This is a genomic window from Legionella sp. D16C41 (assembly GCF_048541585.1).
Classification (GTDB): domain Bacteria; phylum Pseudomonadota; class Gammaproteobacteria; order Legionellales; family Legionellaceae; genus Legionella_C.
Window position 1 is genome coordinate 292,318 of the sequence record NZ_CP183303.1, and the last position, 25,183, is coordinate 317,500.

Genomic DNA, 25,183 nt, shown 5'->3' on the forward strand with positions numbered 1-25,183 from the left:
CTGTCTTTAACTTAATTTAGTAGAGAGAACTTCCTTAGTAAGAAAAAAGATGATAATTTATGTCCCTAAAAAGGATTCTTTACTTTAAGAATTGTAAAATTTTAGCGTTGAATCGGCTTAATTATACAAAAATATTTCTATATATAGGCAGCATAGGATGGTTTTTTCTTCTTTAATTTTTTTGTTTCTTTTTCTTCCTAGTGTTAGTTTAACTTATTTTGTTTTCCTTAAACGCATTAAATTACAAAATTTTATCTTAGCGTTTTCTAGTTTAGCTTTTTACTACTGGGGTGAAAAAGATCACATCTTTATTATGTTGGCTTGTATTCTTATTAATTACCTATGTGGTGTATTAATTAATGATAGCCAGAGCGAAAAATACCGAAAAATTTATTTAGGTACAGCCATTGTTTCTTCTCTAAGTCTATTAATTTATTTTAAGTATTTTAATTTTTTCATATCAACAGCAAGTCACCTTCTAAATTTTGATATTAACAATTTTGGTCAAATAGCATTGCCGCTAGGTATTAGTTTTTATACTTTTCATGCACTTAGCTATGTTATTGATGTTTATTGGAAAAAAGTCCAGGTCGAGCGAAATTTTATTACTTTTCTAGGTTATGTATCCTTATTTCCTCAGCTAGTTGCGGGACCTATTGTTCGTTACCGAGATATAAGACATTCCTTTCATAAACGTTATATTACGCGAGTTGGATTTCGTAATGGTATACTGCGTTTTTGTTTTGGTCTTGGCAAAAAAGTACTTATTGCAAATCAAGTTGCAGTCATTGCTGATATTATTTTTAGTTTACCTGCAACAGACTTAACGTTTGGTTTAGCTTGGTTTGGAGCCATTGCCTATACCCTCCAAATTTATTTTGATTTTTCTGGTTATTCAGATATGGCTATTGGTATTGGCCTTATGTTTGGTTTTAAATATAAAGAGAATTTTAAATTTCCTTATAATGCTTTATCAATCCAAGAGTTTTGGCGTAAATGGCATATTTCCTTATCAAGTTGGTTTAGAGATTATGTTTATATACCACTAGGTGGAAATCGTATATCGCCTATGCGAACCTATCTAAACTTATTAATTGTTTTTGGACTATGCGGTTTTTGGCATGGAGCAAATTACACTTTTATTATTTGGGGCCTTTTTCATGGTTTGTTTTTAATTTTAGAGAGGACCTCATTTGGCGTATTCATAAGTCGCTTACCTAAAATACTGCGCCATCTCTATGTGTTATTAGCTGTTATAGTTGGGTGGGTATTTTTTAGAGAAGATAACATATGGCAAGCTTTTCTATTTCTTAAAGCAATGTTTTTGCCTCACGGATTTAATCTTAGAATTATAGATAGCCATATACATATACTTTTAATGATAGCTTATTTAGTTGGTATTATATTAGCATTAGGTATTACTGAAAAAATAAAAGATTGCATAGTTACCAAATATAATAAGAAATTAATTATAGGTTATAAGCAATTAAGTATGCTAATGGCCTTAATAATTTTATTTTTAGCAACATTGCCTTTAAGCAATAATTCATATAACCCTTTTCTCTATTTTAAATTTTAATGATACTTAAATGAAAACTACTGATAAGTTATTGATTCTAGCTTTTATAATTTTTATTTTTACGCCTGGTATTGGCCTTTTTCTAAAAAAGGATCCTAATGAGATTAGAACCGCATTAAATCGCGAACCTAATTCTTTTCCAGCTGTAAATTTTAAACGCTTAGGCAAAACTAATTTTAAAGGTATTGAAAGCTGGTTTGCCGATCAGGCATTATTAGTTACTTCATTTAGTAAGTTTTGGAGTGATTTTAATTATTCTCTTGGCGTTAGTTCCAAACCTAAAGACACCATTATTGGCAAAAATGGCTGGCTCTTTTTAGGCAATTTTTATAATTCTCCTCTAGATCAATACACCGGTAAACTACCACCAACCAGTGCAGAAATAAACTCTACTTCAAATTCAATTAAGCGTCTATACAATGTTGCTCAGCAGAATAATATTCCTTTCTTAGTAACAATTGCGCCAGATAAACAAACTATTTATCCTGAGTTTCTACCTTCCTATTTAAAGAAGACGACCCTTCCAACCCGCTATGATTTAATTATGGAGCAGTTAAAGGCTAATCATATTGACTTTATCGATCTAGAAGAAGTTGAGTTAAAAGCTAAAAATACTTTAGGTCAAAAATATGGAGATATTTATCTCAAATGCGATAGTCATTGGAATATGCTAGGAGCGTACGCTGCTTATCAAGCTATAGCAAATTATATAATTAAGCTTGGGATACAAATTAATAAAATTAATTACGATTTTATACCTGGAAAAAACAAACGTGGAGATTTATCTCACTTTATTCAAATAACTACGTGTGAATCAAATCATCCACTTCCTGATACTTCTACGTTAGCTATAGATTGGTGGGAGAAGGATGAAAGTGGAAAACATAAGCTAACGCCTTTTACCTATTCTTCTAAAAATGGTTTGCTAATGCCACATGAAGTCATTAATAAATCAGTTAAGAACAATTTAACTGCGCTGGTAATCGGAGATAGCTTTTTAGAATCATTAATGTTTTATTTCCGTAATAACTTTCATAATACAATACGTGTCCATGTTTCTAATAGAAACATTAAGCTTACAGAGTTAATCAATCGTTACCATCCCGATATAATTATCTTTGAATTAGTAGAGCGATCGTTGATGAACTTTTATACCGAGCTCTAGTGTTAAATTGGTATCGGTCTTGCCTAAGTTGCTAATCTATTTAGCTTAAGTTACAAATATTACTTAAGTCATTAGGCAATGGCAAAAAAAATTCTCAATGAGCTGGGCAGCGTAAATGATTAATATAAGCCATAAAACCTACATTCTGAAATATAACCTATCTATTAAATAAAAATGCTTAAGGAAATAGAGGCAAATAGGTTATATATGTCTGCTAATGACTCCACCAACTATCACTTCTCATGCTTAATTAGAAATTTTTAGTGCTAAATTTATAAGTTTAGTAATCTAAGATTAAAATGTGCAAAAAACAAAACGTTCACTTGCTTAAAATAAATTATTTTTTTATTATGGCGGTAAAATATTTACTCAATAAAAAGGCCTTTGCAATGAAAGCAGTTATTTTAGCGGGCGGCTTAGGGACAAGAATTAGCGAAGAAACTGCAGTTCGTCCAAAGCCTATGATCGAAATTGGTGGTAAGCCCATTTTGTGGCATATCATGAAAATCTATTCTACTTATGAGATTTATGATTTTATTATTTGCCTAGGTTACAAAGGCTATGTCATTAAAGAATATTTTGCTAATTATTTTCTGCATATGTCTGATGTAACACTTAATATTGCAAAAAATTCTGTTGAAGTTCATCAAAATAATGCTGAGCCCTGGCGTATCACGCTCGTTGAAACGGGGGAAGATACCATGACAGGAGGCCGCTTAAAACGAGTGCAAAGATATCTTAATGATGAGGATTTTTGTTTTACTTATGGTGATGGTGTCGCAGATATTAATATTGCTAAATTAATTGCTTATCATAAACAACAAAAGACTTTAGCAACCTTAACTGCTATACAACCACCAGGTCGTTTTGGTGCGCTTTCTTTTAACAAAAATAAAGTTTCAGGATTTGCTGAAAAAGTACGTGGTGATGGCGGCTGGGTAAATGGGGGGTTTTTTGTTTTATCGCCAAAAGTTATCGATTATATTGAAGATGATCAAACAATTTGGGAAAGAGAACCCCTAGAACGCTTAGCTATAGAGGGACAATTATCAGCCTATAAACATGATGGATTTTGGCACCCTATGGATACGCTACGTGATAAAAATTATTTAGAGGATTTATGGCAAGCTTCAAAAGCACCTTGGCATATTTGGCACAATAATTTTACCTTATCAGATAAATTATTAGTAGAAAAAAGCTCACCTACAGAAGTTGAATATATTTAATTCGAGTTATAAATAATTATGAATTTTTGGCAAGGAAGAAAAGTTTTTCTTACTGGGCATACAGGCTTTAAAGGCAGCTGGCTTGCACTATGGCTGCAGCTCTTAGAGGCAAGAGTAACGGGCCTTGCGCTTTCTCCGCCCACCACGCCTTCTCTTTTTGAGTTAGCAGATGTTGCTTCAGGCATGACTAGCGTTATTGCCGATATAAGGAATTTTGATTCAGTTTATCAGGCATTTAAAGAATATGAACCTGAAATTGTTATTCATATGGCAGCGCAGCCTTTAGTTCGAGCCTCTTATCAAATACCTATAGAAACTTATGCCACAAATGTTTTAGGTACAGTACATGTATTAGAAGCAGCAAGGCAAGTTGGTTCGGTAAAAACTATCGTTAATATAACGACTGATAAGTGTTATGAAAATCAAGAATGGCATTGGGGCTATCGTGAAAATGATAAACTAGGAGGGTATGATCCTTATAGTAACAGTAAAGCCTGTGCTGAGCTAGTTACTAATGCCTATCGTAGTTCTTATTTTAATGATACGGGTATAGGCTTGGCATCTGCTCGGGCAGGAAATGTTATTGGTGGCGGTGATTGGGCAGAAGATCGGCTAATTCCTGATATTATGCGTGCTTGCATAAAGCAGAATCCTATACTCATACGTAATCCACATTCAATACGCCCTTGGCAACATGTTTTAGAACCGTTGTATGGTTATTTATTATTAGCAGAAAAGTTACACAAGGACCCGGCTTGCTTTGCTCAAGGCTGGAACTTTGGGCCCAATGAAGCTGACGCAAAGCCTGTAGATTGGATTGTTGATTTTATTGTAAGGCATTGGGGACAACAAGCTAGCTGGTATTTAGATGACAAGAAACACCTTCATGAAGCAACTTATTTGAAACTTGACTGCTCTAAAGCTAAATCTCAATTAAATTGGCAACCACAATGGACTTTAGAGAAAGGGTTATTGGAGACTATTTCCTGGTATCAAGCATTCCAAGCTTCAGAAAATATGCGTACTAAAACAGTAAACCAAATTTTAAGTTTTTTAGAAAATTTAAAATCTTAATAAACGAATTTATTCTAAGATGAATATTAGGAGATAACTGAATGAGCAGTAACTATTTACATGTGCCTTACGGAAGAACAGTGCATGGTGAAGAGGAAATAGCGGCCGTTGTTAATGTACTACGTAGCTCGACCCAAATGGGAAAGCATGTTCGTGAGATGGAAGAAAAAGTCGCTCATTTATTTAATAAACAATATGGAGTGATGGTCAATTCTGGCTCATCGGCTAATTACTTAGCGATGGAAATAGCAAATCTTCCAGCTGGGGCTGAAGTTATTACACCTGTATTAACTTTTTCTACTACCGTAGCACCTATAGTCAAAAATAATTTAGTTCCAGCTTTTATTGATGTCGAACCTGGTACTTTTAATATTGATGCCAGTCAAGTTGAGGCTATGATTACTCCACAGACTAAGGCATTTATGATTCCTAATTTATTAGGTAATTTACCTGACTGGAAAAAGCTAAGGGAAATTGCTAATCAATATAATTTGCTGGTAATTGAAGATTCTTGTGATACGTTGGGAGCAACAATAGAAGGTATCTCGGTTGGCCATTATACGGATATAAGCACAACTAGTTTTTATGGCTCACATGTCATTAATTGTGCAGGAAATGGTGGTATGTTATGCCTTAATGAGGCGATGCTAGCAGAAAAAGCTAAATTATTACGTAGTTGGGGTCGTAGTTCATCATTATTTATTGAATCTGAAGCAATTGAAAATCGTTTTAATACTAAAGTTGATGATATTGAATATGATGCTAAATTTGTGTTTGAGACCTTAGGTTACAATTTAGAACCCTCTGAGATGGGCGCTGCTTTCGGATTAGTGCAATTAAGTAAGCTTGATAAAAATATTATGGTTCGTGAGGAAGCTTTTAAGCAACATACGGAATTTTTTAGTCAATATCAAGATTGGTTCATCCTACCAAAGCAACTTCCTAACTCTAGAACAGGTTGGTTAGCTTTTGCATTAACATTAAAAGAAGATGCTCCCTTTTCTCGTAGAGAATTGCAGATTTTCTTAGAAAAACGCAATATCCAGACTCGTACTGTATTCACTGGAAATATTTTACGTCAACCAGGTTTTAAACACATCTCAAGAAAGGAATCAGCTAATGGTTATGCATGCGCTGATCAAGTTATGCGTGGCGGAATTTTACTAGGATGTCATCATGGACTAACAGCTGAAATGATTGCCCATATCCATAATTCCTTTACTGATTTTCAGAAACAATATTAAATTATATTTTTCTTAAATGACAATAATTAATACAGCTACACAGCATCAATTAATTAAGTTTCTTTTAATTGGTGCTTTAAATACTCTAGTGGGTTATTTATTATATGCATTTTTCATTTGTTTAGGTATAAATTATCCTTTGGCAATTTTTTTGGCAACTTTATTAGGAGTCTTATTTAACTTTAAGACTATAGGAAAAATTGTTTTTAACAATACCAAAAAGAACCTATTTCATAAGTTTTTTAGTGTGTATTTAATCGCTTATTTTATAAATTTAGGTTTGATCAAGCTATTTGGGTTAATTACAACTAACCTTTATCTAGCTGGTTTTTTCTCCCTAATTCCAGTAGCAATAATAACATTTACTTTAAACAAATATTTTGTTTTTAAGGACAATTATGACGTTAATTAGTATTGTTACGCCTTGCTTTAATGAAGAAGATAATGTTGAAGAACTCTATAGGCAGGTAAAAACCGTTTTTAGCCAGTTACCCGACTATCGTTATGAGCATATTTTTATTGATAATGCCTCTACTGATAAAACAGTTAGTATTTTAAAAAAAATAGCTACCGTAGATAAAAATATTAAAATTATTGTGAATTCACGTAATTTTGGCCATATTCGTTCGCCCTATTATGGCTTACTCCAAGCGTATGGTGATGCAGTAATTTTATTAGTTGCTGATTTACAAGACCCGCCTGAATTAATTAAAACGTTTATTACTGAGTGGGAAAAAGGTAATAAAATTATTATTGGTGTCAAACCTAAAAGTGAAGAATCGCGCATAATGTTTAATATTCGGAAATTAGGTTATTATTGGATAGGTAAAATTGCGGATATTAAATTAATTAAAAATTTTACAGGTTTTGGATTATATGATAGGGAAGTTATGAAGGCTTTACGAGCTTATGATGATCCCTATCCTTATTTTAGAGGCATGATTGCTGATATTGGTTTTAATATTGTAGAAATTCCTTATCAGCAGCCAAAAAGAAAAAAAGGCGTATCAAAAAATAATTTCTACAGTTTATATGACATAGGGATGCTCGGAATCACCAGCTATTCAAAAATTCCTTTACGATTAGCGGCAATGGGCGGTTTTTTTCTTAGTGCCATTAGTTTAACTATTTCAATTGTATTTTTTATTTTTAAACTAATTTTTTGGAATACTTTTAATGCTGGAATAGCACCTGTATTAATAGGTTTGTTTTTCTTCTCTTCGGTTCAATTATTTTTTATTGGATTATTAGGTGAATATATTGCATCTATTAATACCCGCGTAATGAGACGCCCTTTAGTAATTGAAAAAGAACGTATTAATTTTGAAAAAAGAGTAGTAGATGTCGTTCAACTCATGGATTAAAAATTCTATTACAGAAGAAAAATTTACTCAAAGAAGTCAATTAAATTTATTGGCTAAAGATTTAAATTTTATTTTGCTGCAAATGGGTTCTTTATGGGAAAATTTACGTAATAAACGCCTATTTATTACGGGCGCAACAGGTTTTTTTGGCTGCTGGTTACTTGAAAGTTTTTTATGGGCAAATGAAAAGCTTAGCCTAAATGCAACAGTAACTTTATTAACTCGTCATAAAGCAAGCTTTGTTAATAGATATCCTCATCTAGCGCAAAATTCGACCTTTACCTTTTTGGAAGGTGATGTTAGTAACTTTACATTCCCTAAGGAGCAATTTGATTTTATTATCCATGCAGCGACAGATGTTGGTGCTAGTTTAGATAAAGTAAAGTTGCTGTCTACCTGGAATACTATTGTTGATGGTACCAAACGAGTACTTGAATTTGCAGCGTATTCTCAGGCAAAACAGATTCTATTAACAAGTTCAGGTGCTGTATATGGAAAACAGACTCCTGAGTTAAGTCATCTTTTAGAATCTCATAGTTGTGAGCTTAAGCTAGATGAGGGATACTCAACTTACGCAGTCGGTAAATTCGCAGCAGAATATCTTAGCGTATTGTATGCTAAACAGTATAATCTAGATATAAAAATTGCTCGCTGTTTTACATTCATTGGGCCTTATCTCCCTTTAACGGCCAATTTTGCCATCGCGCAATTTATTCGTAGTGGTTTGCGAGGGGAAGATATAATAATTAATGGTGATGGTAGTCCTTATCGTTCTTATTTATATGCTGCAGATCTGGTAATATGGTTATGGACTATTTTATTTAAAGGGCAAATACTTCGCCCATATAATGTAGGTTCTGATCAAGCAATCTCTATTAAAGAACTAGCGTTGATAGTATCGAGCTGTTTTGATTCTAAGCCTCAAGTTAAAATCATGAAGCCGGCTACGGGTGCTCTTCCTGAGCGTTATGTACCTAATGTGCAGCGCGCTCAAGTTGAATTAGGGTTAACCCAGCAAATTAGCTTAGTACAGGCAATACAAACAACCATTAATTGGTATACTTCTTTTGGAAAAAATTATGCAGGTTAAAGTAAGTGATTACATTGCAGAATTCTTGCGTGTGCAAAAAATAGATTTGGTTTTTGAAGTGGCAGGGGGAATGATTACTCACCTACTAGATTCTATATATCGCTATGGAAATACTAATATTATTAGTATGCATCATGAACAGGCCGCATCTTTTGCAGCTGATGCTTATGGTAGAGTGACAGGTAAGCCTGGTGTTGCTTTAGCAACTAGTGGGCCTGGCGCAACAAATCTATTAACAGGTATAGCTAGTTGTTATTTTGATTCATCTCCGGCTTTATTTATTACCGGGCAAGTTAACACTTATGAGCAGAAAGGGACCCGTAAAATTCGCCAGCTCGGATTCCAAGAAACAGATATTATTACTATGGCTAAACCTATAGTAAAAAAGTGCTTTCATATTGATGATGCTTCTCAAGTAGAAGCAACTATGTATGAAGCCTACGAATGCGCGATTAATGATCGTCCAGGGCCAGTCCTTATTGATTTACCAATGAATATCCAACGAGAGCAAATTAGTGTTGGTCCGATTCATCAACTTCAGCGAAAAAATAGTATAACTAAATCTTTAGCTGTAGAAATTAATCTTCTTCAGGAATACTTAAATCAGGCAACTGCACCGTTAATATTAGTTGGTGGTGGTGTTCGCTGCGCTAATGCAGCACGGGCACTTTTAGACTTTGTAGAGCTTGCTAAAATTCCTGTTGTTACCTCACTGCTAGGATATGATTTATTACCATATGATCATCCCATGCGTATTGGCTTTATTGGTACTTACGGCAATAGATGGGCTAATATAGCTTTAGGTAAAGCTGACTTATTAATTGTTATTGGTAGCCGTCTGGATGTCAGGCAAACTGGTGCAGATGTCGATAGCTTTAGTAAAAATAAAACTATTATTCATATTGATTGCGATGAAGGTGAAATTAACAACCGAATTAAGAACTGTATCTCGATTGTGGCTGATGCTAAAGATTTTCTTAACCAAGCTACTCAGTATTGGACTCGAAGTTCAGTTACTTATCTTTCTTGGTTAAATGAGCTTAAGGCATTACAGTCTAAATTCCCTGATACCAATGAATTAAATAATATTACCGGTATTAACCCTAATTGTTTTATGCATGATTTATCTCAATTTTGTGAACATGCTATTGGTTATGTGGCTGATGTAGGAAACCATCAAATGTGGGCCGCGCAATCTTTAGAATTAAAGCCAGAACAAGTGTTTATTACTTCCGGTGGTATGGGAGCAATGGGCTTTGCTTTACCAGCTGCTATTGGTTTATCGTTAGCTTGCGGTAAAAAGCCTGTCGTTGCCATTATAGGTGATGGTGCGTTTCAAATGAATATTCAGGAGTTACAGACTATTGTTCGTAATGGCTTGCCTATAAAAATTATTGTGCTCAACAACAATTGTTTAGGTATGATTCGCCAATTCCAAGATAGCTATTTTTCAGGCCGTTATCAATCAACTTATTGGGGATATAATGCGCCAAGTTTCTCAGCCATTGCTAAAGCTTATGGTATTAAAGCTCAGACTATTTCAAAACCTGAAGAAACATTTTTAGCTAGTGAGTGGTTATGGGAAAAAGTAAATGAGCCTGTTTTGTTAGAGGTATTGATTAATCCACATACCAATGTCTATCCAAAAATAGCTTTTGGAAAACCCATTAGTGAAATGGAGCCTTTTGCATTGCCTATTGGCATTGAAAGTACGTAAATCAAATCATTTGGTAAAAATTGTTAAATTAAACTATTAAAATTTTTTGCTGGTTAATAAAACTTTCAATAATGAGTCAGAGATTTATGGAAGCATTACCATTGTTAAGTAAATTAACATTACTTTTCAGTATAAAGGGTAAGACTGTTTTAGGGTTATATAAAGGCATTATGTCAATAGAAGTTATAGGAATATGATATGCATTTACTCCAGGAGGTTAAATCGTATATTCGAGAAAATAAAAATTACATTTTTATTTTCTACTTTGTACTCATCCTAGCTTATGGATATTTTATCGTTAATTGGTCTTTATCAACAGACAGTGAAGAATTTTCCTTTCTTAAATCGAATTATCATGAAACTATTTGGTTTGGCCTTGGCCGCTTCCTAATATATTTTTTATATTTATTTACAAATAATAAAATTATCCCTTTTTGGAATGATTTTATATCGGTTCATCTAATCTTTTTGTCTACAATAATCTGGGCAGCCAATCTATGGCAGGTAAATCGAGATAAATTAAGTTTATTCATCTTCTCGACAATTTATTGCATCTCTCCCATCTACACTTTTTACTTACGCTTTACTACCTATAACATAGCAGTAAGCATAGGTTTGGTATTTGCTAGCTTAGCCGTATATTATCTATCTAAAATTAAAAACTTGCCTAAGAAACTTAATAAAGATTCTTCTCCTTTCTGGCTAAGCCTTTTGTATCTATTTTTAGCTATATCTATATACCAGATGTTTGCAGCTTATTGGTTAACAGGCTTTTTATTAATTGGTACTTATACCGGTTTGGTCTTAGACAAACAAAATCCAAATTTTAATTTAGTTAACTATCTTTTTTATAGATTTATGCTTAGCATAGCGCTACTAATATTTGCCTTAATTCTATATAAATTAGCACTACTAGTTATTTCTTATTTTATTCCCCCAGTTAATTATGTTGAAGGTTTAATGTGGTGGGGAAAATATAGCCCATCTTTTATTAAGAAAATTTTATATACTTACTTTAAAAGACAAATACTTAGGTATCCTTTTAATTATTTTTGTACTTATACAATTATTTTTAATTTAATCTTTTTTGTTTATATTTTAATATTTGATATCAAAAAATATTTACTTATTTATTTACTCATAGCACTGACACTAAGTGCTTTTTCTCTACCACTGATAACTGGCGATCCATTGCCATTACGTACTTTGCTAAATATTCCACTGATGTTAGCTGGAACTTGGTTAATAATTTATATTTATTTCAATAAACTAATAATTAGAAAATTGATAATAACTTTGGTAATAATTGGAACATTTTTTAATGCACAATATATTGTGCGATTATTTTATGGCGATAATTTAAGATTTTTCTATGATATGAATTATGCTAATCAAATTTATAATTTTCTTTTAACAAACCTCGGGGAACAAATTAAGTATAAGCCGCTTGTGATTATTGGAAAACATAATCATAAGCCAAGTCCACTTATACTACAATCTGATTATGACATTGTAGGACATTCTCTTTTTCGCTGGAATAAAAGGATTCATAATACAATGCGATGGTTAGGGTATAATTATGTTCTTCCAACCGCCGAACAAGAAAAAATAGCTACTGACTTATCATATACAATGCCTTCTTTTCCTAGTAAAAACTCGTTGCTAGAAACCGAAAACTTCAATGTACTTAAGCTATCTTCTATGCCTATAGATACAAATCAGCAACCTATAACTATCGATATGAAAAAATATAGGCCGGTCAATCCAAGTGAAATAGTTAGCTCGAACTTAAATATTCGTCTTGATGACCAACGCCATACATTAGCTCTTGCAGGGTGGGCTTATTTTAGAAAAAAATATTCTGGCGATACTTCTATTTTTCTTCGCTTTAAATCTAATACCAACCAGTACCTTTTTCCGGCAAATGTAGGGCCTACTCCTCCTAATGTTGTTGACGGAGTTAAAGAAGGAGTAGATACAAGTTATATAGGTTATAGCTTAATTTTATCTAAGTCAGTTTTTAAGTCGGATATTTATCAGGTATCTGTTATTCTCGTTAACAATGGAGATATGGGCGAGATTAATTTACAGAAAAGTGTTGCTATTAAAAATGATGCTTAATTGAAGTGATTTTATTACCATTTTAAACATACATAAAATTTATTTATGTACTAGAGTATTTTAATATATAGTTTAACTATACAGTTGTAATAATTTTTCCTGAGCACTATGATGGCCATTTTTTAGTGCTTTGTATGTTCCATCTGACTGCATTTCCCAAGCAGATTTATTATCTTTTAAATAATTTTTAAAAATCTCATTTTTAATTCTTTTCCGATTTTCTTCATCTAAAATAGGAAATAAAATTTCAATACGGTTATATAAATTACGCTCCATTAAATCTGCGCTTGAACAATAAACGTATTCTTTATCATCGGCAAGAAAATGATATACACGATGATGTTCTAGAAAACGGCCTAAAACAGAAATAACTTTTATATTATCAGAAATGCCAGCGATATTAGGCTTAAGACAACATAGGCTACGTACGATAAGATTAATTTTGACGCCAGCTTGTGAAGCTTGATAGAGTGCTTTAATCATAATCTTATCAGTCAACCCATTTACCTTAATATTAATTTCACTTTCTTTGCCTGCTTGAGCGGCATTAATACATTCATCAATATGATTTAATAAATCTTTTTGTAAGGTAAAAGGCGAGTGGCAAAGTGCTTTAAGTTTTACTGTCCTACCTAGACCTGTTAATTGTTGAAAGATAATTTGACTATCGGAGGTAATATTAGGATCACTTGTTAATAGGCCAAAGTCCGTGTAAAGCTTAGAAGTTTGCTCGTGGTAGTTACCAGTGCCTAAATGAACATATTGTTTTAATTTTCCATGGGTACGTCGTACAATTAACGTCATTTTTGCATGTGTTTTATAGCCAACAACGCCATAAAGAACTAACACGCCTGCTTCGTGCAAGCGGTTGGCTAACTTTAAATTCGACTCCTCATCAAAGCGTGCTCTTAACTCAACTACTGTAGTAACTTCTTTACCTGAACGAGCTGCTTCAACTAAGGCCTTTACCATTTCTGATTGTGAGTGAGTGCGATAGAGTGTCTGCTTAATTGCTAAAACATTAGGATCACTTGCGGCCTGCCTGACAAAATCAATAACTACTTCATAACTTTGATAAGGATGATGAAGCAAGATATCTCTTTCATCTAAAACATTAAATAAATGACGTTTATTGGTAATAATTGAAGGATACTGAGCTTTAAAAGGTGGATAAAGTAAATCAGGGCGATCGATACGATTAATTGCATTATAATAGCGTTGTAAATTAACAGGACCATCACAATAATAAGCATCTTCATGATGAAGATGATGCTTTTGCAGAAGAAAATCAACAATCTTCTTTGGACAATCTTTGTCTATTTCTAGACGTACAACATGACCATAATGTCGCGAAAAAAGCTCGCGCTGTACAGCAGCTGCCAAATCTTCTATTTCTTCTTCTCGTAAAAAAAGATCACTATTTCTAGTTAAGCGAAAAGAAAAACAGCCATTTATCTCCATACCTGGAAATAAACGATGTACGTAAGTTTGAATAATAGCTGAAAGATAGACAAAATAATTGCCGCCATCAACACAAAGTTCAGAAGGCAAAGGAATTATTCTTGATAAAGAGCGGGGTGCATGAATAACAGCATAATCAATATTTCTATCAAAAGCATCTTTACCCTGTAAGGAAATAATAAAATTCAAACTCTTATTAAATAAGCGCGGAAAAGGGTGTGCTAAATCTAGCGCGATTGGGCTTACTACCGGTAGAATTTCATTTTTAAAGTAATGCCTTGCCCACAAATAAATATCTTCAGTCCACTCATCAACATTAAGCACATAAATACGCTCTTGTCTTAAAGCTGGTAACAGTTGTTTATTAAAGGTGGCATAAATATCATCGGTAATAGTATGGGCCCGTTTACTAAGCTGACTAAATAAATCACTGGTTCGCAGTCCATCAATAAATTTAGGTGAAGCAAGGACAAGTTTTTCTTTTAACCCGGCCATACGAATTTCGAAAAACTCATCAAGATTACCACTGCAAATACATAAAAAACGTACCCTCTCTAATAAAGGTATTCGCTCATCTTTCGCCAGTTGTAAAACACGCTCATTAAAGGCCAGTGCGGTGAATTCACGATTAATAAAATAGTCTGGATTATCCAGCGCATTAGTTAATTTTTGTTCCCTATCCATTTTTAAATGTAATCCGTTAGAAATTTATCGTGAGTTAGGGATTTAAACCAATACCATGCGATTTAAATCGACTATTGCTAATAATTATATTTATAACGCCTGCAATTTGTATGCAGGTTTTTGTTACTTAACTAAAACAGATTTAATATTTTCTGAGCTTTGCTAATTATAAGATTAATGCAATTTATTAAAGTGGTGCAAGCGGTCTAATGAACTAGGAAAAAACAAATACCAATGAAAGCTAAAAATCCCCAAAAAGGTGATAATTGTAAGTAAATTAGGCCCAGAAAAAATAAAATGCTCATAATAACCATAGGTATTGAGTAATAAGCATTTGTCACCCCTTGTGCAACTGAAAAGGCAGTCGCAGCTAGTAAAACTAAGGCGCCATATTGTACAGGTACCATTATTTTCTGAATAGTTGGCCCACTATATTGATTTAATAGTTGATAACCTATAGCAGCTAATAGTAAGCCAGGTAAATTAATACTAATAACAGCAAAAATCAGGCCTAATAATCCCGCTGCTTTATATCCAATAAGTGCTGATAGTTTTACAGCAGTTAAGCCAGGAAATAAAAAGCTTGAGCCTAACATACTAACAAACTCGTCATTACTTATCCAATGTCGATAATTTACGGCTTCAACTTCAATCAATTTAAGCATGGAGTTTCCACCGCCCAGTGAAATAAGACCAATCTTGCCAAAACTCAACATTAAAGTTAATAAATTCCTAATCATAATTTTAGTTGCTTTAAAAAACTTACATAATCGCAGGAAACTTGTTTTTTAAGCAAGAGACGACTTATTTGTGATACAAGAGTATAAGAGCGCCCTTCAATGGAGGCGCTAAAATACACTAAATTATTTATAATCAAGCGCGATAATTCTAATTTAATCGATGGAGTAGAGTTAAATTTATAAATAAAAGCAGTTTTATTAACTTTAACAGCTGTTCCAGATTTTTTAAGTAAATTCAATAGCACCTTCACTTCCAACGAAGGACAGCCTGGCAGAGCTTGTGCACAATCTAGTGCCATTAAATTAATTTTTTTTCCAAATCCTGAGCAGTGTCCTTTCTGCTTTAATAACGGTTTATACAATAATTCTTCTCTACGTTTTTTAATATTTAAGTTTTTCTCAGGTAATAGATAATAACTATCACTACGTTCTTTAATTTGCACTTGCCTAAATGCAAGAACAGAAGAGCTTAAATTATAGAAGGTAATAATTTCATTTTCTGGCCAAAAATAGCGTGCTTCCCAACGAGTCGACTCTTGTTCTTCAGAAGCTAATTCCTCAAATTTAATTGGTTTATCGAGGTTAAGTTCAAAATTCCAAACTAGTCGTGTATTCATGAAAATATAATCTATGAGAAACTTTTTACGCTAGAGTATTTCTTTAAATAAGGCAAGCATTCTAGAATAAAGATAATAAAATTAAATAATTAATTAGCTCTTTATCAATCTGAATATAAATATGCTAATTTGTCTAGAATTAATAAATACAATCATTTAAAAATCAATAAGATATCTATATAAAGAGTATATAGTAGTTAATTTTCCTGGTAGGATTCTGTTTATTGCATTAAGACATGGAAGGAGTAAACATGGCTGCGCTCTTATTTTTAATTTATATCGTTTTCACCTTGTTAGTGCTTTATCATGGCTTAAAATCGCCAACTTGGGAGGCAGGTAGTATTGTCTATTTGACAATCGCAACATTCATTGTTGGTATGCCTTGGATTATTGCTTTAATTTTGTGGCTAATAGTTATAGCTATTATTGCTGTAATCCATGTTCCAGCAGTTCGTGCCCAAATTACTAATAAATTATATCAAAAAGCAGCTAAATCAATTCCTAAACTTTCTAAAACTGAAGAAGAAGCCTTAAATGCTGGTGATACGTGGCTTGAACAAGATATTTTTATAGGTGAGCCTGATTGGGCAAAACTCAATTTACCTTTACCTGAGCTTAGTGCTGAAGAGCAAGCGTTTTTAGATAATGAGACTCAAGCACTATGTAGCATGATAGATGATTGGCATATTGAGCAAGAGCGTGATTTACCAAAAGCAGTTTGGACATTTATAAAAGAAAAAGGTTTCTTTGGTCTTGTTATTGCTAAAGAATATGGTGGTAAAGGATTTTCTGCGCGCGCTCATTCAGAAATAGTTATGAAAATTGCTAGCCGCTCGGGGGCAGTAGCGGTAACTGTCATGGTTCCTAATTCGTTAGGCCCAGGTGAATTATTACATTATTACGGTACTGAAGAGCAAAAAAATGCTTATTTACCTAACTTAGCTAAAGGTATTGATATTCCTTGTTTTGCTTTGACTGAGCCTGGTGCTGGTAGTGATGCAACCTCAATTCAATCAGAAGCGATTGTTACCAAAAAAATGATTGATAATGAAGAAGTGCTTGGTTTAACTATTAATTTAAATAAACGTTGGATTACGTTGTCGCCAATCGCTACTTTAATTGGCTTGGCTGTTAATTTAAAAGATCCTAATGGCCTTTTAAATGGTGTCGGTCAAGAAGGCATTACCTGTTTATTAATTCCTCGCGATACAGAAAACTTAGAAATTGGTAATCGGCATCTACCAGCTGATCAACCTTTTATGAATGGCACTATCCGTGGTCAGGATATTTTTGTTCCAATTAGCTCTATTATTGGTGGTCAGGAAAAAGCTGGCCAAGGGTGGCAGATGCTAGTTGAATGCTTATCAATAGGCCGATCAATTTCTTTGCCAGCACTTGCGGCCGCCTCTTCTTCAGTATCTTATATAGTAAGTAGCGCTTTTTCCCGTATCAGGCGGCAATTTAATGTAGAAATTGGTCAATTCGAAGGTATTGAAGAGAAATTAGCTGAGATAGGAGGGCTAAACTATTTAATTAATGCAACAAGACTAATGACGGTTGAGGCGGTAAGTCAACATAAAAAGCCATCGGTTGCTTCTGCCATTACTAAATATTTCAATACAGAACTTGCTCGTATTGTAGTGAACAATGCAATGGATATCCATGCTGGACGAGCTATTGTTACCGGTCCACGTAATTACCTTATGAATCATTACATAAGTTTGCCAATCTCTATTACGGTGGAAGGCGCTAATATCATGTCCAGAAATTTACTTATTTTTGGTCAAGGCTCAATGGCATGCCATCCTTTTGTACGCGAAGAATTTTATGCTATTTCCAATAATAATAAAGAAGCTTTTGATAACTTAATTTGGCGACATATTTATTATTTCTTGCGTAATTTTGCAAAAACAATTTGTTCGGCTTGGACTGGAGGCCTTTTTATTAGTGCGCCTGCAAGCCCTTTAAAGAGAGAATACAAATATTTAGCACGACTTAGTCATGCTTTTGCTTGGTTAGCAGATTTGTCTTTAATTTATTTAGGTGGTGATTTAAAACGAAAAGAGCGGCTTTCAGCACGATTAGCTGACGCTATGTCTTATCTATACATGGCAATGGCATCTTTACGATTTTATAATCATTATAATCAACAGGCTGATTTAGAATTACATGCTAGATGGGCAATAACATATTGCTTATTCAATGCTCAGAAAGCTATGTTATTGTTTTGCGATAACTTTCCTTCCCGATTCTTAGGCGGCATAATGCGCTTTTTTGCTTTTCCCCTCGGGGCATCTATTGCCTATCCACGCGATTATCTTGATCACCGCTTAGCAAGGTTAATGAGTAAAAATAATACCTATCGTGATATTTTAAAAAAATGGCTGTACTTAAGTGGTGACTCTACACAAGCAGTCGACAAAATGGAAAATACCCTGCAACTTATTTTAGCTAATGCCGATATTTATGCGAAAGTAAGTGACTTAAAACGTTATTCATTTGGCAATTTAAAAGAAAAATTAGCTGAAAAAGTGAGTGCAGGTGCGTTGTCTCAAGAAGAGATGGACGCTATAGTCGCTGTTGAGCGAGCAAGATGGGATGCTATTTTGGTTGATGAGTTCAAATTTGATTCTATGAAATCTAAAACTTTTAATTCAGTTACTGATTCGTTACGTAATCCTCTCGATTAATTTACAGTCTCTTAACAGCTATACTTCTAATAAGGTGTCTAATTGTGGGCACCATTTTGTTATAATGTTGAAATCAAACTTTAAAGATTGCTAATTTTGTTCATTCATATAGCAATTTAAAAATTAGACAAAATTTTTAATGGGTAATTAACATGAGTGCTATTATTCCTGCACCTAATAAAGATGCTATATTAAAAGCTCTTGAAGTGGCTAGTTTAACGCCAGAAGCGGCTGCTTATTTGTATAAGCGTTTATCTGATACTTTAAGTAAAGTAAATATTGAGGCAAGTGATGAGGTGATAAAGCGGGTTGGAAAATTTGTAAAAGATGTAAATTACAGATTTGATAATCGTGCTGATTCTTGGGGAGGCAACCTTAAAGCAATTAGAACTGATTTTCAAAATGCTCAGTATAATCATGGTATTTCTAGTCTAAAAGATGTTAGTTCAACGTTAACAGATGGCAATATAAAAATGGATTTTGCTATCAATGATGAGGCGCAATTACTCCGTGCATTTTCAATAGATGGTCAGCCATTAGACGCGCAAACAGCAACCGCACTTGATAATTTGTTTAATGCTTGGCTAGCTGAGAACGAAATGGTTAGCAAAGATAGTGTTATTTATGAGTCAGAAGCGGACGGTCATACTAAAGTAGATAAAAATGGAAAGGCCATTAAGGCAGATGCAGAACGTGTAAGGCAGTTAATTGCTGACAGAGATCAAGGTTTTGGTCAATATTTAACTGATAAGTTACAAAGACATGTTGATGATAAAAACCTAACTGCTTCTGTTCAGAGGCATAATTATCCTGCTCAACCACAAGCACAGACTGACGCTCAACCTACAGCACCAACAAGATCTGCAGCGCCGGAAACTGTTAGTCCAGTAGCGACTACAGAACCAACTGCAACAACGCCAACGGTTGAACCAGGTGGTCCAGATGAAACTATCCCAACAACGCCTAATGTTTAAATTAAGAAATTTGCTTAGTTGCTTAAGTAGCAATTAAGCAACCAAACTTATAACTCTTCCTTAAGGCAGCTTAGTCGTTCAGGCGAGCCTATATCAAGCCATGTCCCTTCGTAAATTAAGCCGCTAGCCTTTTGTTGCTCAGCTAATTGGCGTACCAAGGGCGTTACAGAATAACGACCAGTAGAGCAGGTAATAAATGCATCTGGATGATAACAAGTAATGCCAGCAAAAGTGTAGATGCGTTCATTGGTCAATATAGTGTCATTTAAATTATAATCCCCTTTAATATTATGTGCTGGGTTGGCAACTAAAACGACATGAGCTAAAAAATTAGGTAAGCAATTTAGCGAAGCAAAATCAAAATCTGTATAAACATCAGCATTAACTACCAAAAAAGGCTCATTGCCCAGCAAAGGAAGTGCATTAAAGATACCTCCGCCAGTCTCTAAGCCACCTGGAGGCTCAGGCGAGTAAAAAATATCAACGTTCCATCGGTTACCATTACCTAAATAGCGACGTATTTGATCACCTAAATAGGCATGATTAATAATAATACGCTTAAAGCCTGAGCAAGCTAGTTTATAGATGTGGTGCTCTATGAGTGGTTTACCCCGCACTAAGCACATGGCTTTCGGAAAAAAATTGGTTATCGGTTTAAGGCGTTCACCTCGACCTGCCGCTAAAATCATTGCAGTATGCATGGCAGCTTAACTCTTGTTTGTAAAAAATGATAAAACGATTTTAATTCTTCATAATCTTCAGCACAGGCTGTAACATAATGTAATGTAAGTGGTAAATCGTGTAAATAACTAGGTTTGTTATCACGTAGATGCAGTCGGCAAAAAATACCTAATACTTTTAAATGCCGCTGTAATCCGCATAAATCAAAGGCGCGTAAGAAGTCTGAAAAGCTCCACTGTTTTGTATAAGGTGAGTATTCATAAAAAATTAATAACCAGCGTAAGATTTGTTCGCGTGGCCACTGAATGTAACAATCTTTAAGCAAAGATACTAAGTCATATGTCACAGGCCCAATCATGGCGTCTTGAAAATCAATAAGGGCAAGTTGATGATTAAACTCTGCCCCAGAAAGCATAATATTTCGTGAGTGGTAATCACGGTGTATCACTACTTTTGGTTGTTTTTCAATTTCAGCGATTAACCAGTTAAAAGTAGTCTGAATTAAATTTTTTTCTTTTGAACTAAGTTTTAGCTTTAAATAAGCATCTAAAAACCATTGTCTAAAGAGGTTCAATTCATTTTGCATAAATTGTTTGTCAAACCTAGGAAAAGGATAACCATTTTCTAATGGACATTGTTGTATTTTTAGTAATACTTTAATAGCAGTGGTATATAAATTATCGGTATTTTCAACAGTTAAATGATGTAGGAGCAAAGTATCACCAAAATCATCTAAAAGCGCAAATCCTTCTAATTCATTGACAGCATACACTTTCGGTGTTAGTAATCCATGAGTACGAAAAAAACCAGCAATTTCAATAAATGGTTTTAAGGCTTCTTGCTGCGGAGGTGCATCCATAACAATGCGGCTTATATCTTGAAAAATTAAACGATAATATTTTCTAAAGCTAGCATCACCAGCTAAGAGGTTTAAAGAAAAATCAGTTGAATCAAGGGTTTGTATTAACCAATTGTGCAGTGCGTTTTGGCGTTTATGCATGTTATACTCCCTAACCTTTTGCTTAGAAGGGTAATTTGTGAAACTAATAAACTGTGAAGCACTTTGTGCTTATAGGGTACTTTACTAATATGACTATTGCTCTTAAGTTTACCCTTTTAGGAACGACGAGAAAGAAAATAAATTGTATTCTTTTTACTGTTGTTTTTATAGGGATTTTAATTTTAGTTAGTTTCTATTTCAAAGCGGCTAGCGCTTCAGAAATATTAATAGAGCCTATCCAAGCTTGTGTTTTACCGCGAGATACTTATCTAAATAGTGTTATTAGAGCAAATTTTGCTTCTTGCCTTGGTTGGCAAGAAGGACCCTCTTATACTAGATGTCAAGGAGCTTATTTACCTCTAGAAGTGCAGCCATTAGCGCGCGAGGATGAAGTCCAAATTTTTGCCAATCAGATGTCGCTTTATAATGAAGGTCGTTCTAGCTTAAAAGGTAATATAGAGGTAAGGCAAACAAATAGAGTGCTTAATGCGCAAACGGCCTATATTTATCGAGACCCGAAAACTAATCAAGTTACAAGTATTGAATTACTGGGGGCAGTAAAATATTTAGAGCCTGGCCGATTAATGATTGCAAAAAAAGTCACAATTAATCCGCAAGCTAAATCTGGAACAGCAGAAGACGTATTGTATCGTTTTAATTCAAGTCGACGAGGTGCAGCGTTGCCAGCTTGGGGACGCGCTGGTTTAATCGAACGCTTCCCGAATAAAGATTATTATTTGGAGAAAGCAACTTATAGCACTTGTGCACCGCAAGATAATGCCTGGCATCTTGAAGCTGCAAAAATTAATCTAGATGATGCTAATTCTGTTGGGGTAGCACGCCATGCTCGTTTACTAATTGGTGATGTTCCTGTTCTTTACACACCATATATAAGTTTTCCAACCTCGAAAGAACGAAAATCAGGATTTTTATGGCCAACTTTCGGTAGTTCTAATATAGGTGGTTTTGACTTTTTGCTTCCATACTACTGGAATATTGCTCCCAATTATGACACCACATTTTACCCGCATCTCTATACTAAGCGAGGTCTAATGATTGGTGAACAATTTCGTTACCTAACATCAAGCTCTGTTGGACAAATTTATGCGAGTTTTTTACCACGTGACCGAGCTTATGCAAATTTCATCCATGATAACGAATTCGAATTTCCTCAGTTACGTGGTTCATCTTTAGATAGATGGTCATTACAATTTCAAGATACTACTTATTTTACGCCAAACTTACGATTGCGTATTAATGTTCAACAAGTTTCTGATGATTATTATTTACAAGATTTTAGTAATAACTTAGCTCTTTCAACAGAAAGACAATTAGTGCGCGAAGGTGAGTTAGCTTACACATTAGATAACTGGTTTTTTCGTAGTTTTGTCCAATCTTATCAAACCCTGCAGCCAATCAATTTAACGCCAGTGAGTGATATTTATCAACGGCTACCACAACTGTTAGCACGTGGATTTTACGATGACTTACCTTTAAATGGCAATCTTACTTTATTTGGCCAATATGATAACTTTCGTTGGCCAAATAGCTTAATTACCGTACCAGAAGGACCGCGTTATTATTTAAATCCTGTTTTATCTTTACCGCAGTCAAGGCCGTGGGGATATATAACACCTAATGTCGAATTAGTACAAAATTTTTATGATGTTAGGCATAATGCTCCATTTTTAACAAACGCTCACTATAGTAATACTATTCCACGTTATTATTTGGATGGTGGTTTATTTTTTGATAGGCCAATTCAATTAATGGGTGAAGGGCTCAATCAATCATTAGAACCACGCCTTTTTTATTTGTATGTGCCTTATCATAATCAAAGCAAGATCCCTGTTTATGATTCCGCTTATACTATTTTTAATTTTGACCAGTTATTTCGTGTGAATCGATTCTCAGGCTTTGATCGTATTAGTGATGCAAATCAATTATCTTATGCAGTTACAACTCGTCTAATTTCTGATGTTACGGGCACAGAAAGGGCGCGTTTTTCAATAGGCCAAAGTTATTACTTTTCGGATCGCCGTGTTCAATTGTGTCATAGCGTGTTTGAACATTGTTATGATAGCCCTTTGGCTTTAGGGTATGTTTCGCCATTCCAGAATTTATCGCCTATAGCATCACGCCTTTCATATAATTTTAATCCAGCGTTAACTATAGTCGGCGATTATGTATGGGATGTTAATACTCACTCTACAAATAACGGTCATATTGATTTAAATTATCAACAGGACCAAATCAAATAATAAATATAGGTTATACCTATTTAGTTAATGGCGATATTACATATATTAATAACGACGTAGATGTTAATCCTTTGCATCAAGTTACATTTTCTTACGCTTGGCCATTTAATGATAAATGGAGCACGCTTGGTGCTTATAATTTTAATATTAGTAAAGGTTATGAGATGATGTCTTTTCTAGGAGTACAGTATGATAGTTGTTGTTGGGCTGCAAGGTTAATTGGTGGTAGAACTTTTCAAAGCTTAAGTCCACTAAGTGATTCGCCACGTTATAACAATAGTATTTATTTCCAAGTCTTATTAAAGGGCCTTGGTTCTGTAGGAAATAGTACACCTACTAGTATTCTTCGCACCTTTTTACCCGGTTATGTAGATAGTTTTCATCGCTAATTTTTTAGGGTATAACGTTGCTAAGAATTTATGACTTTAAAGTCAATTTGCTTGTATTTTGGGTATAAATCACCTAAATTGCCGCTCTAAAAAAAATGAGGAATATCGCATGTTAAAGCGTATTGCATTTTTGCTATTGATTTTACCTGCATTTGCGTTTGCTGAACCTTTAGATCGGGTCATCGCAATAGTAAATGATAGTGTTATTACCGCCAGTGAATTAAATAATCAGGTTAGAGCCATACGTCAGCAGATGCTTGCTAAAAAAGTGGAGCCTCCTTCAGAGAACGTTCTAAAAAAGCAAGTTTTGCAACATCTAATTGATACTGACCTGCAACTACAATTAGCGAAACAACATAATATTACTGTTGATAATACTGACTTAAATGACGCTATCAACAAGATTGCTGAGCAAAATAAATTGACTTTATCGCAATTAAGGGAAGCTGTGCAGCACCAAGGTTTAACTTGGCAAAGTTATCGAGAGAGTCTTCGTAAAGAAATTATTATGGCTCGTCTACAGCAAAAAGCAGTTGGTAAAGATATAAAAATTACACCCGAACAAGTTGAAAATTACTTAAAATCAGGGGCTTACCAGGATAAGACTAAATTTACTTACCATTTACAAAATATGGTTATTCCTTTATCAGAGGAACCAACACCGCAAGAACTTAAAAACGCACAGCAAAAAGCGAATGATGTGTTAGCTAAATTACGTAAAGGTGCCGATTTCAATCAAGTTGCTTCCGCAGAATCAACGGACGGTTTCATTTTAGAAAGTAATGATTTAGGAGATAGGTATTTAGCACAACTACCTGAACTTTTTGCTAAAGAAATTATAAAAATGAAAGCTGGACAAATTGCAGGACCCTTACGTGCAGGTAATGGCTATCAAATTATTAAACTAGTGGCGATTGGTGGTAATAATGAAAGACATGAGGTAGTAAAAACACATGTCCGCCATATTTTAATAAAGCCTGACACAAATATGACCGCAGAAGAAGCAAAGCGCCAAGTGCACAATCTTTACCAGCAGTTAAAGTCTGGAAAAGATTTTGCAGAGATGGCTAAGCAATATTCGCTAGATATAAACAGCGCGACTAAAG

General features: G+C 34.2%; 18 protein-coding genes and 1 pseudogene (1 of these 19 cut by a window edge). 14 read left to right on the top strand and 5 right to left on the bottom strand.

Features of this window, described 5'->3' with window-relative positions:
* The first annotated feature begins 157 nt into the window (after nt 1–157).
* The 10 genes from ACNVED_RS01305 (at nt 158) to ACNVED_RS01350 (ending at nt 12,580) form a co-directional block, all read left to right on the top strand.
* The gene (locus ACNVED_RS01305; RefSeq protein ID WP_419419974.1) at nt 158–1,579 is read left to right on the top strand and encodes an MBOAT family O-acyltransferase; all 1,422 of its coding nucleotides are present in this window, start codon (nt 158–160) and stop codon (nt 1,577–1,579) included.
* A 10-nt stretch (nt 1,580–1,589) separates the two neighbouring features.
* Nucleotides 1,590–2,744 (top strand): alginate O-acetyltransferase AlgX-related protein, encoded by a 1,155-nt coding sequence (locus tag ACNVED_RS01310; RefSeq protein ID WP_419419975.1) that lies wholly within the window; start codon nt 1,590–1,592, stop codon nt 2,742–2,744.
* A 389-nt stretch (nt 2,745–3,133) separates the two neighbouring features.
* A complete protein-coding gene (gene rfbF / locus ACNVED_RS01315) occupies nt 3,134–3,970 on the top strand; it encodes a glucose-1-phosphate cytidylyltransferase (protein ID WP_419419976.1) in 837 nt (278 codons plus the stop codon).
* An 18-nt stretch (nt 3,971–3,988) separates the two neighbouring features.
* On the top strand, nt 3,989–5,044 hold the full coding sequence (gene rfbG / locus ACNVED_RS01320) for a CDP-glucose 4,6-dehydratase (protein ID WP_419419977.1): 1,056 nt from the start codon (nt 3,989–3,991) through the stop codon (nt 5,042–5,044).
* A 41-nt stretch (nt 5,045–5,085) separates the two neighbouring features.
* Nucleotides 5,086–6,288 carry a DegT/DnrJ/EryC1/StrS family aminotransferase gene (locus ACNVED_RS01325; RefSeq protein WP_419419978.1) on the top strand — a complete coding sequence of 401 codons (1,203 nt, stop codon included), beginning with the start codon at nt 5,086–5,088 and terminating at the stop codon, nt 6,286–6,288.
* Between the two features lie 16 nt (nt 6,289–6,304).
* Nucleotides 6,305–6,700 (top strand): GtrA family protein, encoded by a 396-nt coding sequence (locus tag ACNVED_RS01330; protein WP_419419979.1) that lies wholly within the window; start codon nt 6,305–6,307, stop codon nt 6,698–6,700.
* Nucleotides 6,687–7,652 carry a glycosyltransferase family 2 protein gene (locus tag ACNVED_RS01335; RefSeq protein ID WP_419419980.1) on the top strand — a complete coding sequence of 322 codons (966 nt, stop codon included), beginning with the start codon at nt 6,687–6,689 and terminating at the stop codon, nt 7,650–7,652. The genes ACNVED_RS01330 and ACNVED_RS01335 overlap by 14 nt, the downstream gene beginning before the upstream one ends.
* Nucleotides 7,630–8,742 carry an NAD-dependent epimerase/dehydratase family protein gene (locus ACNVED_RS01340; protein ID WP_419419981.1) on the top strand — a complete coding sequence of 371 codons (1,113 nt, stop codon included), beginning with the start codon at nt 7,630–7,632 and terminating at the stop codon, nt 8,740–8,742. Before ACNVED_RS01335 ends, ACNVED_RS01340 begins: the two co-directional genes overlap by 23 nt.
* Nucleotides 8,732–10,459 carry a thiamine pyrophosphate-binding protein gene (locus ACNVED_RS01345; protein WP_419419982.1) on the top strand — a complete coding sequence of 576 codons (1,728 nt, stop codon included), beginning with the start codon at nt 8,732–8,734 and terminating at the stop codon, nt 10,457–10,459. The genes ACNVED_RS01340 and ACNVED_RS01345 overlap by 11 nt, the downstream gene beginning before the upstream one ends.
* Before the next feature lie 198 nt (nt 10,460–10,657).
* Nucleotides 10,658–12,580, top strand: coding sequence for a glucosyltransferase domain-containing protein (locus ACNVED_RS01350; protein WP_419419983.1), 1,923 nt, complete (start codon nt 10,658–10,660; stop codon nt 12,578–12,580).
* 72 nt (nt 12,581–12,652) lie between these two features.
* Here ACNVED_RS01350 and ppk1 read toward each other — a convergent pair whose 3' ends face one another.
* The 3 genes from ppk1 to ACNVED_RS01365 form a co-directional block, all read right to left on the bottom strand.
* The gene (ppk1, locus tag ACNVED_RS01355) at nt 12,653–14,725 is read right to left on the bottom strand and encodes a polyphosphate kinase 1 (RefSeq protein ID WP_419419984.1); all 2,073 of its coding nucleotides are present in this window, start codon (nt 14,723–14,725) and stop codon (nt 12,653–12,655) included.
* 206 nt (nt 14,726–14,931) lie between these two features.
* Nucleotides 14,932–15,465 carry a chromate transporter gene (locus ACNVED_RS01360; RefSeq protein ID WP_419419985.1) on the bottom strand — a complete coding sequence of 178 codons (534 nt, stop codon included), beginning with the start codon at nt 15,463–15,465 and terminating at the stop codon, nt 14,932–14,934.
* On the bottom strand, nt 15,462–16,082 hold the full coding sequence (locus tag ACNVED_RS01365) for a hypothetical protein (RefSeq protein WP_419419986.1): 621 nt from the start codon (nt 16,080–16,082) through the stop codon (nt 15,462–15,464). The genes ACNVED_RS01360 and ACNVED_RS01365 overlap by 4 nt, the downstream gene beginning before the upstream one ends.
* Before the next feature lie 251 nt (nt 16,083–16,333).
* On the opposite strand from ACNVED_RS01365, the gene ACNVED_RS01370 reads away from it, so the two are divergent.
* Both ACNVED_RS01370 and ACNVED_RS01375 read left to right on the top strand, forming a co-directional pair.
* A complete protein-coding gene (locus tag ACNVED_RS01370) occupies nt 16,334–18,772 on the top strand; it encodes an acyl-CoA dehydrogenase (RefSeq protein ID WP_419419987.1) in 2,439 nt (812 codons plus the stop codon).
* Nucleotides 18,773–18,924: 152 nt separating this feature from the next.
* Entirely contained in the window at nt 18,925–19,746 is an 822-nt protein-coding gene (locus ACNVED_RS01375) for a hypothetical protein (protein WP_419419988.1), read from the top strand.
* Nucleotides 19,747–19,793: 47 nt separating this feature from the next.
* Here the strand turns inward: ACNVED_RS01375 and murU are convergent, their stop codons facing one another.
* Nucleotides 19,794–20,447 carry an N-acetylmuramate alpha-1-phosphate uridylyltransferase MurU gene (gene murU / locus ACNVED_RS01380; RefSeq protein ID WP_419419989.1) on the bottom strand — a complete coding sequence of 218 codons (654 nt, stop codon included), beginning with the start codon at nt 20,445–20,447 and terminating at the stop codon, nt 19,794–19,796.
* Nucleotides 20,432–21,427, bottom strand: a complete 996-nt coding sequence (locus ACNVED_RS01385; RefSeq protein ID WP_419419990.1) for an aminoglycoside phosphotransferase family protein — start codon at nt 21,425–21,427, stop codon at nt 20,432–20,434. The genes murU and ACNVED_RS01385 overlap by 16 nt, the downstream gene beginning before the upstream one ends.
* Nucleotides 21,428–21,516: 89 nt before the next feature.
* Between ACNVED_RS01385 and ACNVED_RS01390 the strand changes: the two are divergent.
* Both ACNVED_RS01390 and ACNVED_RS01395 read left to right on the top strand, forming a co-directional pair.
* A pseudogene (locus ACNVED_RS01390) lies at nt 21,517–24,077 on the top strand (LPS-assembly protein LptD).
* A 109-nt stretch (nt 24,078–24,186) separates the two neighbouring features.
* Nucleotides 24,187–25,183: the 5' portion of a peptidylprolyl isomerase gene (locus ACNVED_RS01395; RefSeq protein WP_419419991.1), read on the top strand. It continues 284 nt past the right edge of the window; only the first 997 of its 1,281 coding nucleotides appear in the window; its start codon is at nt 24,187–24,189; the stop codon falls past the right edge of the window.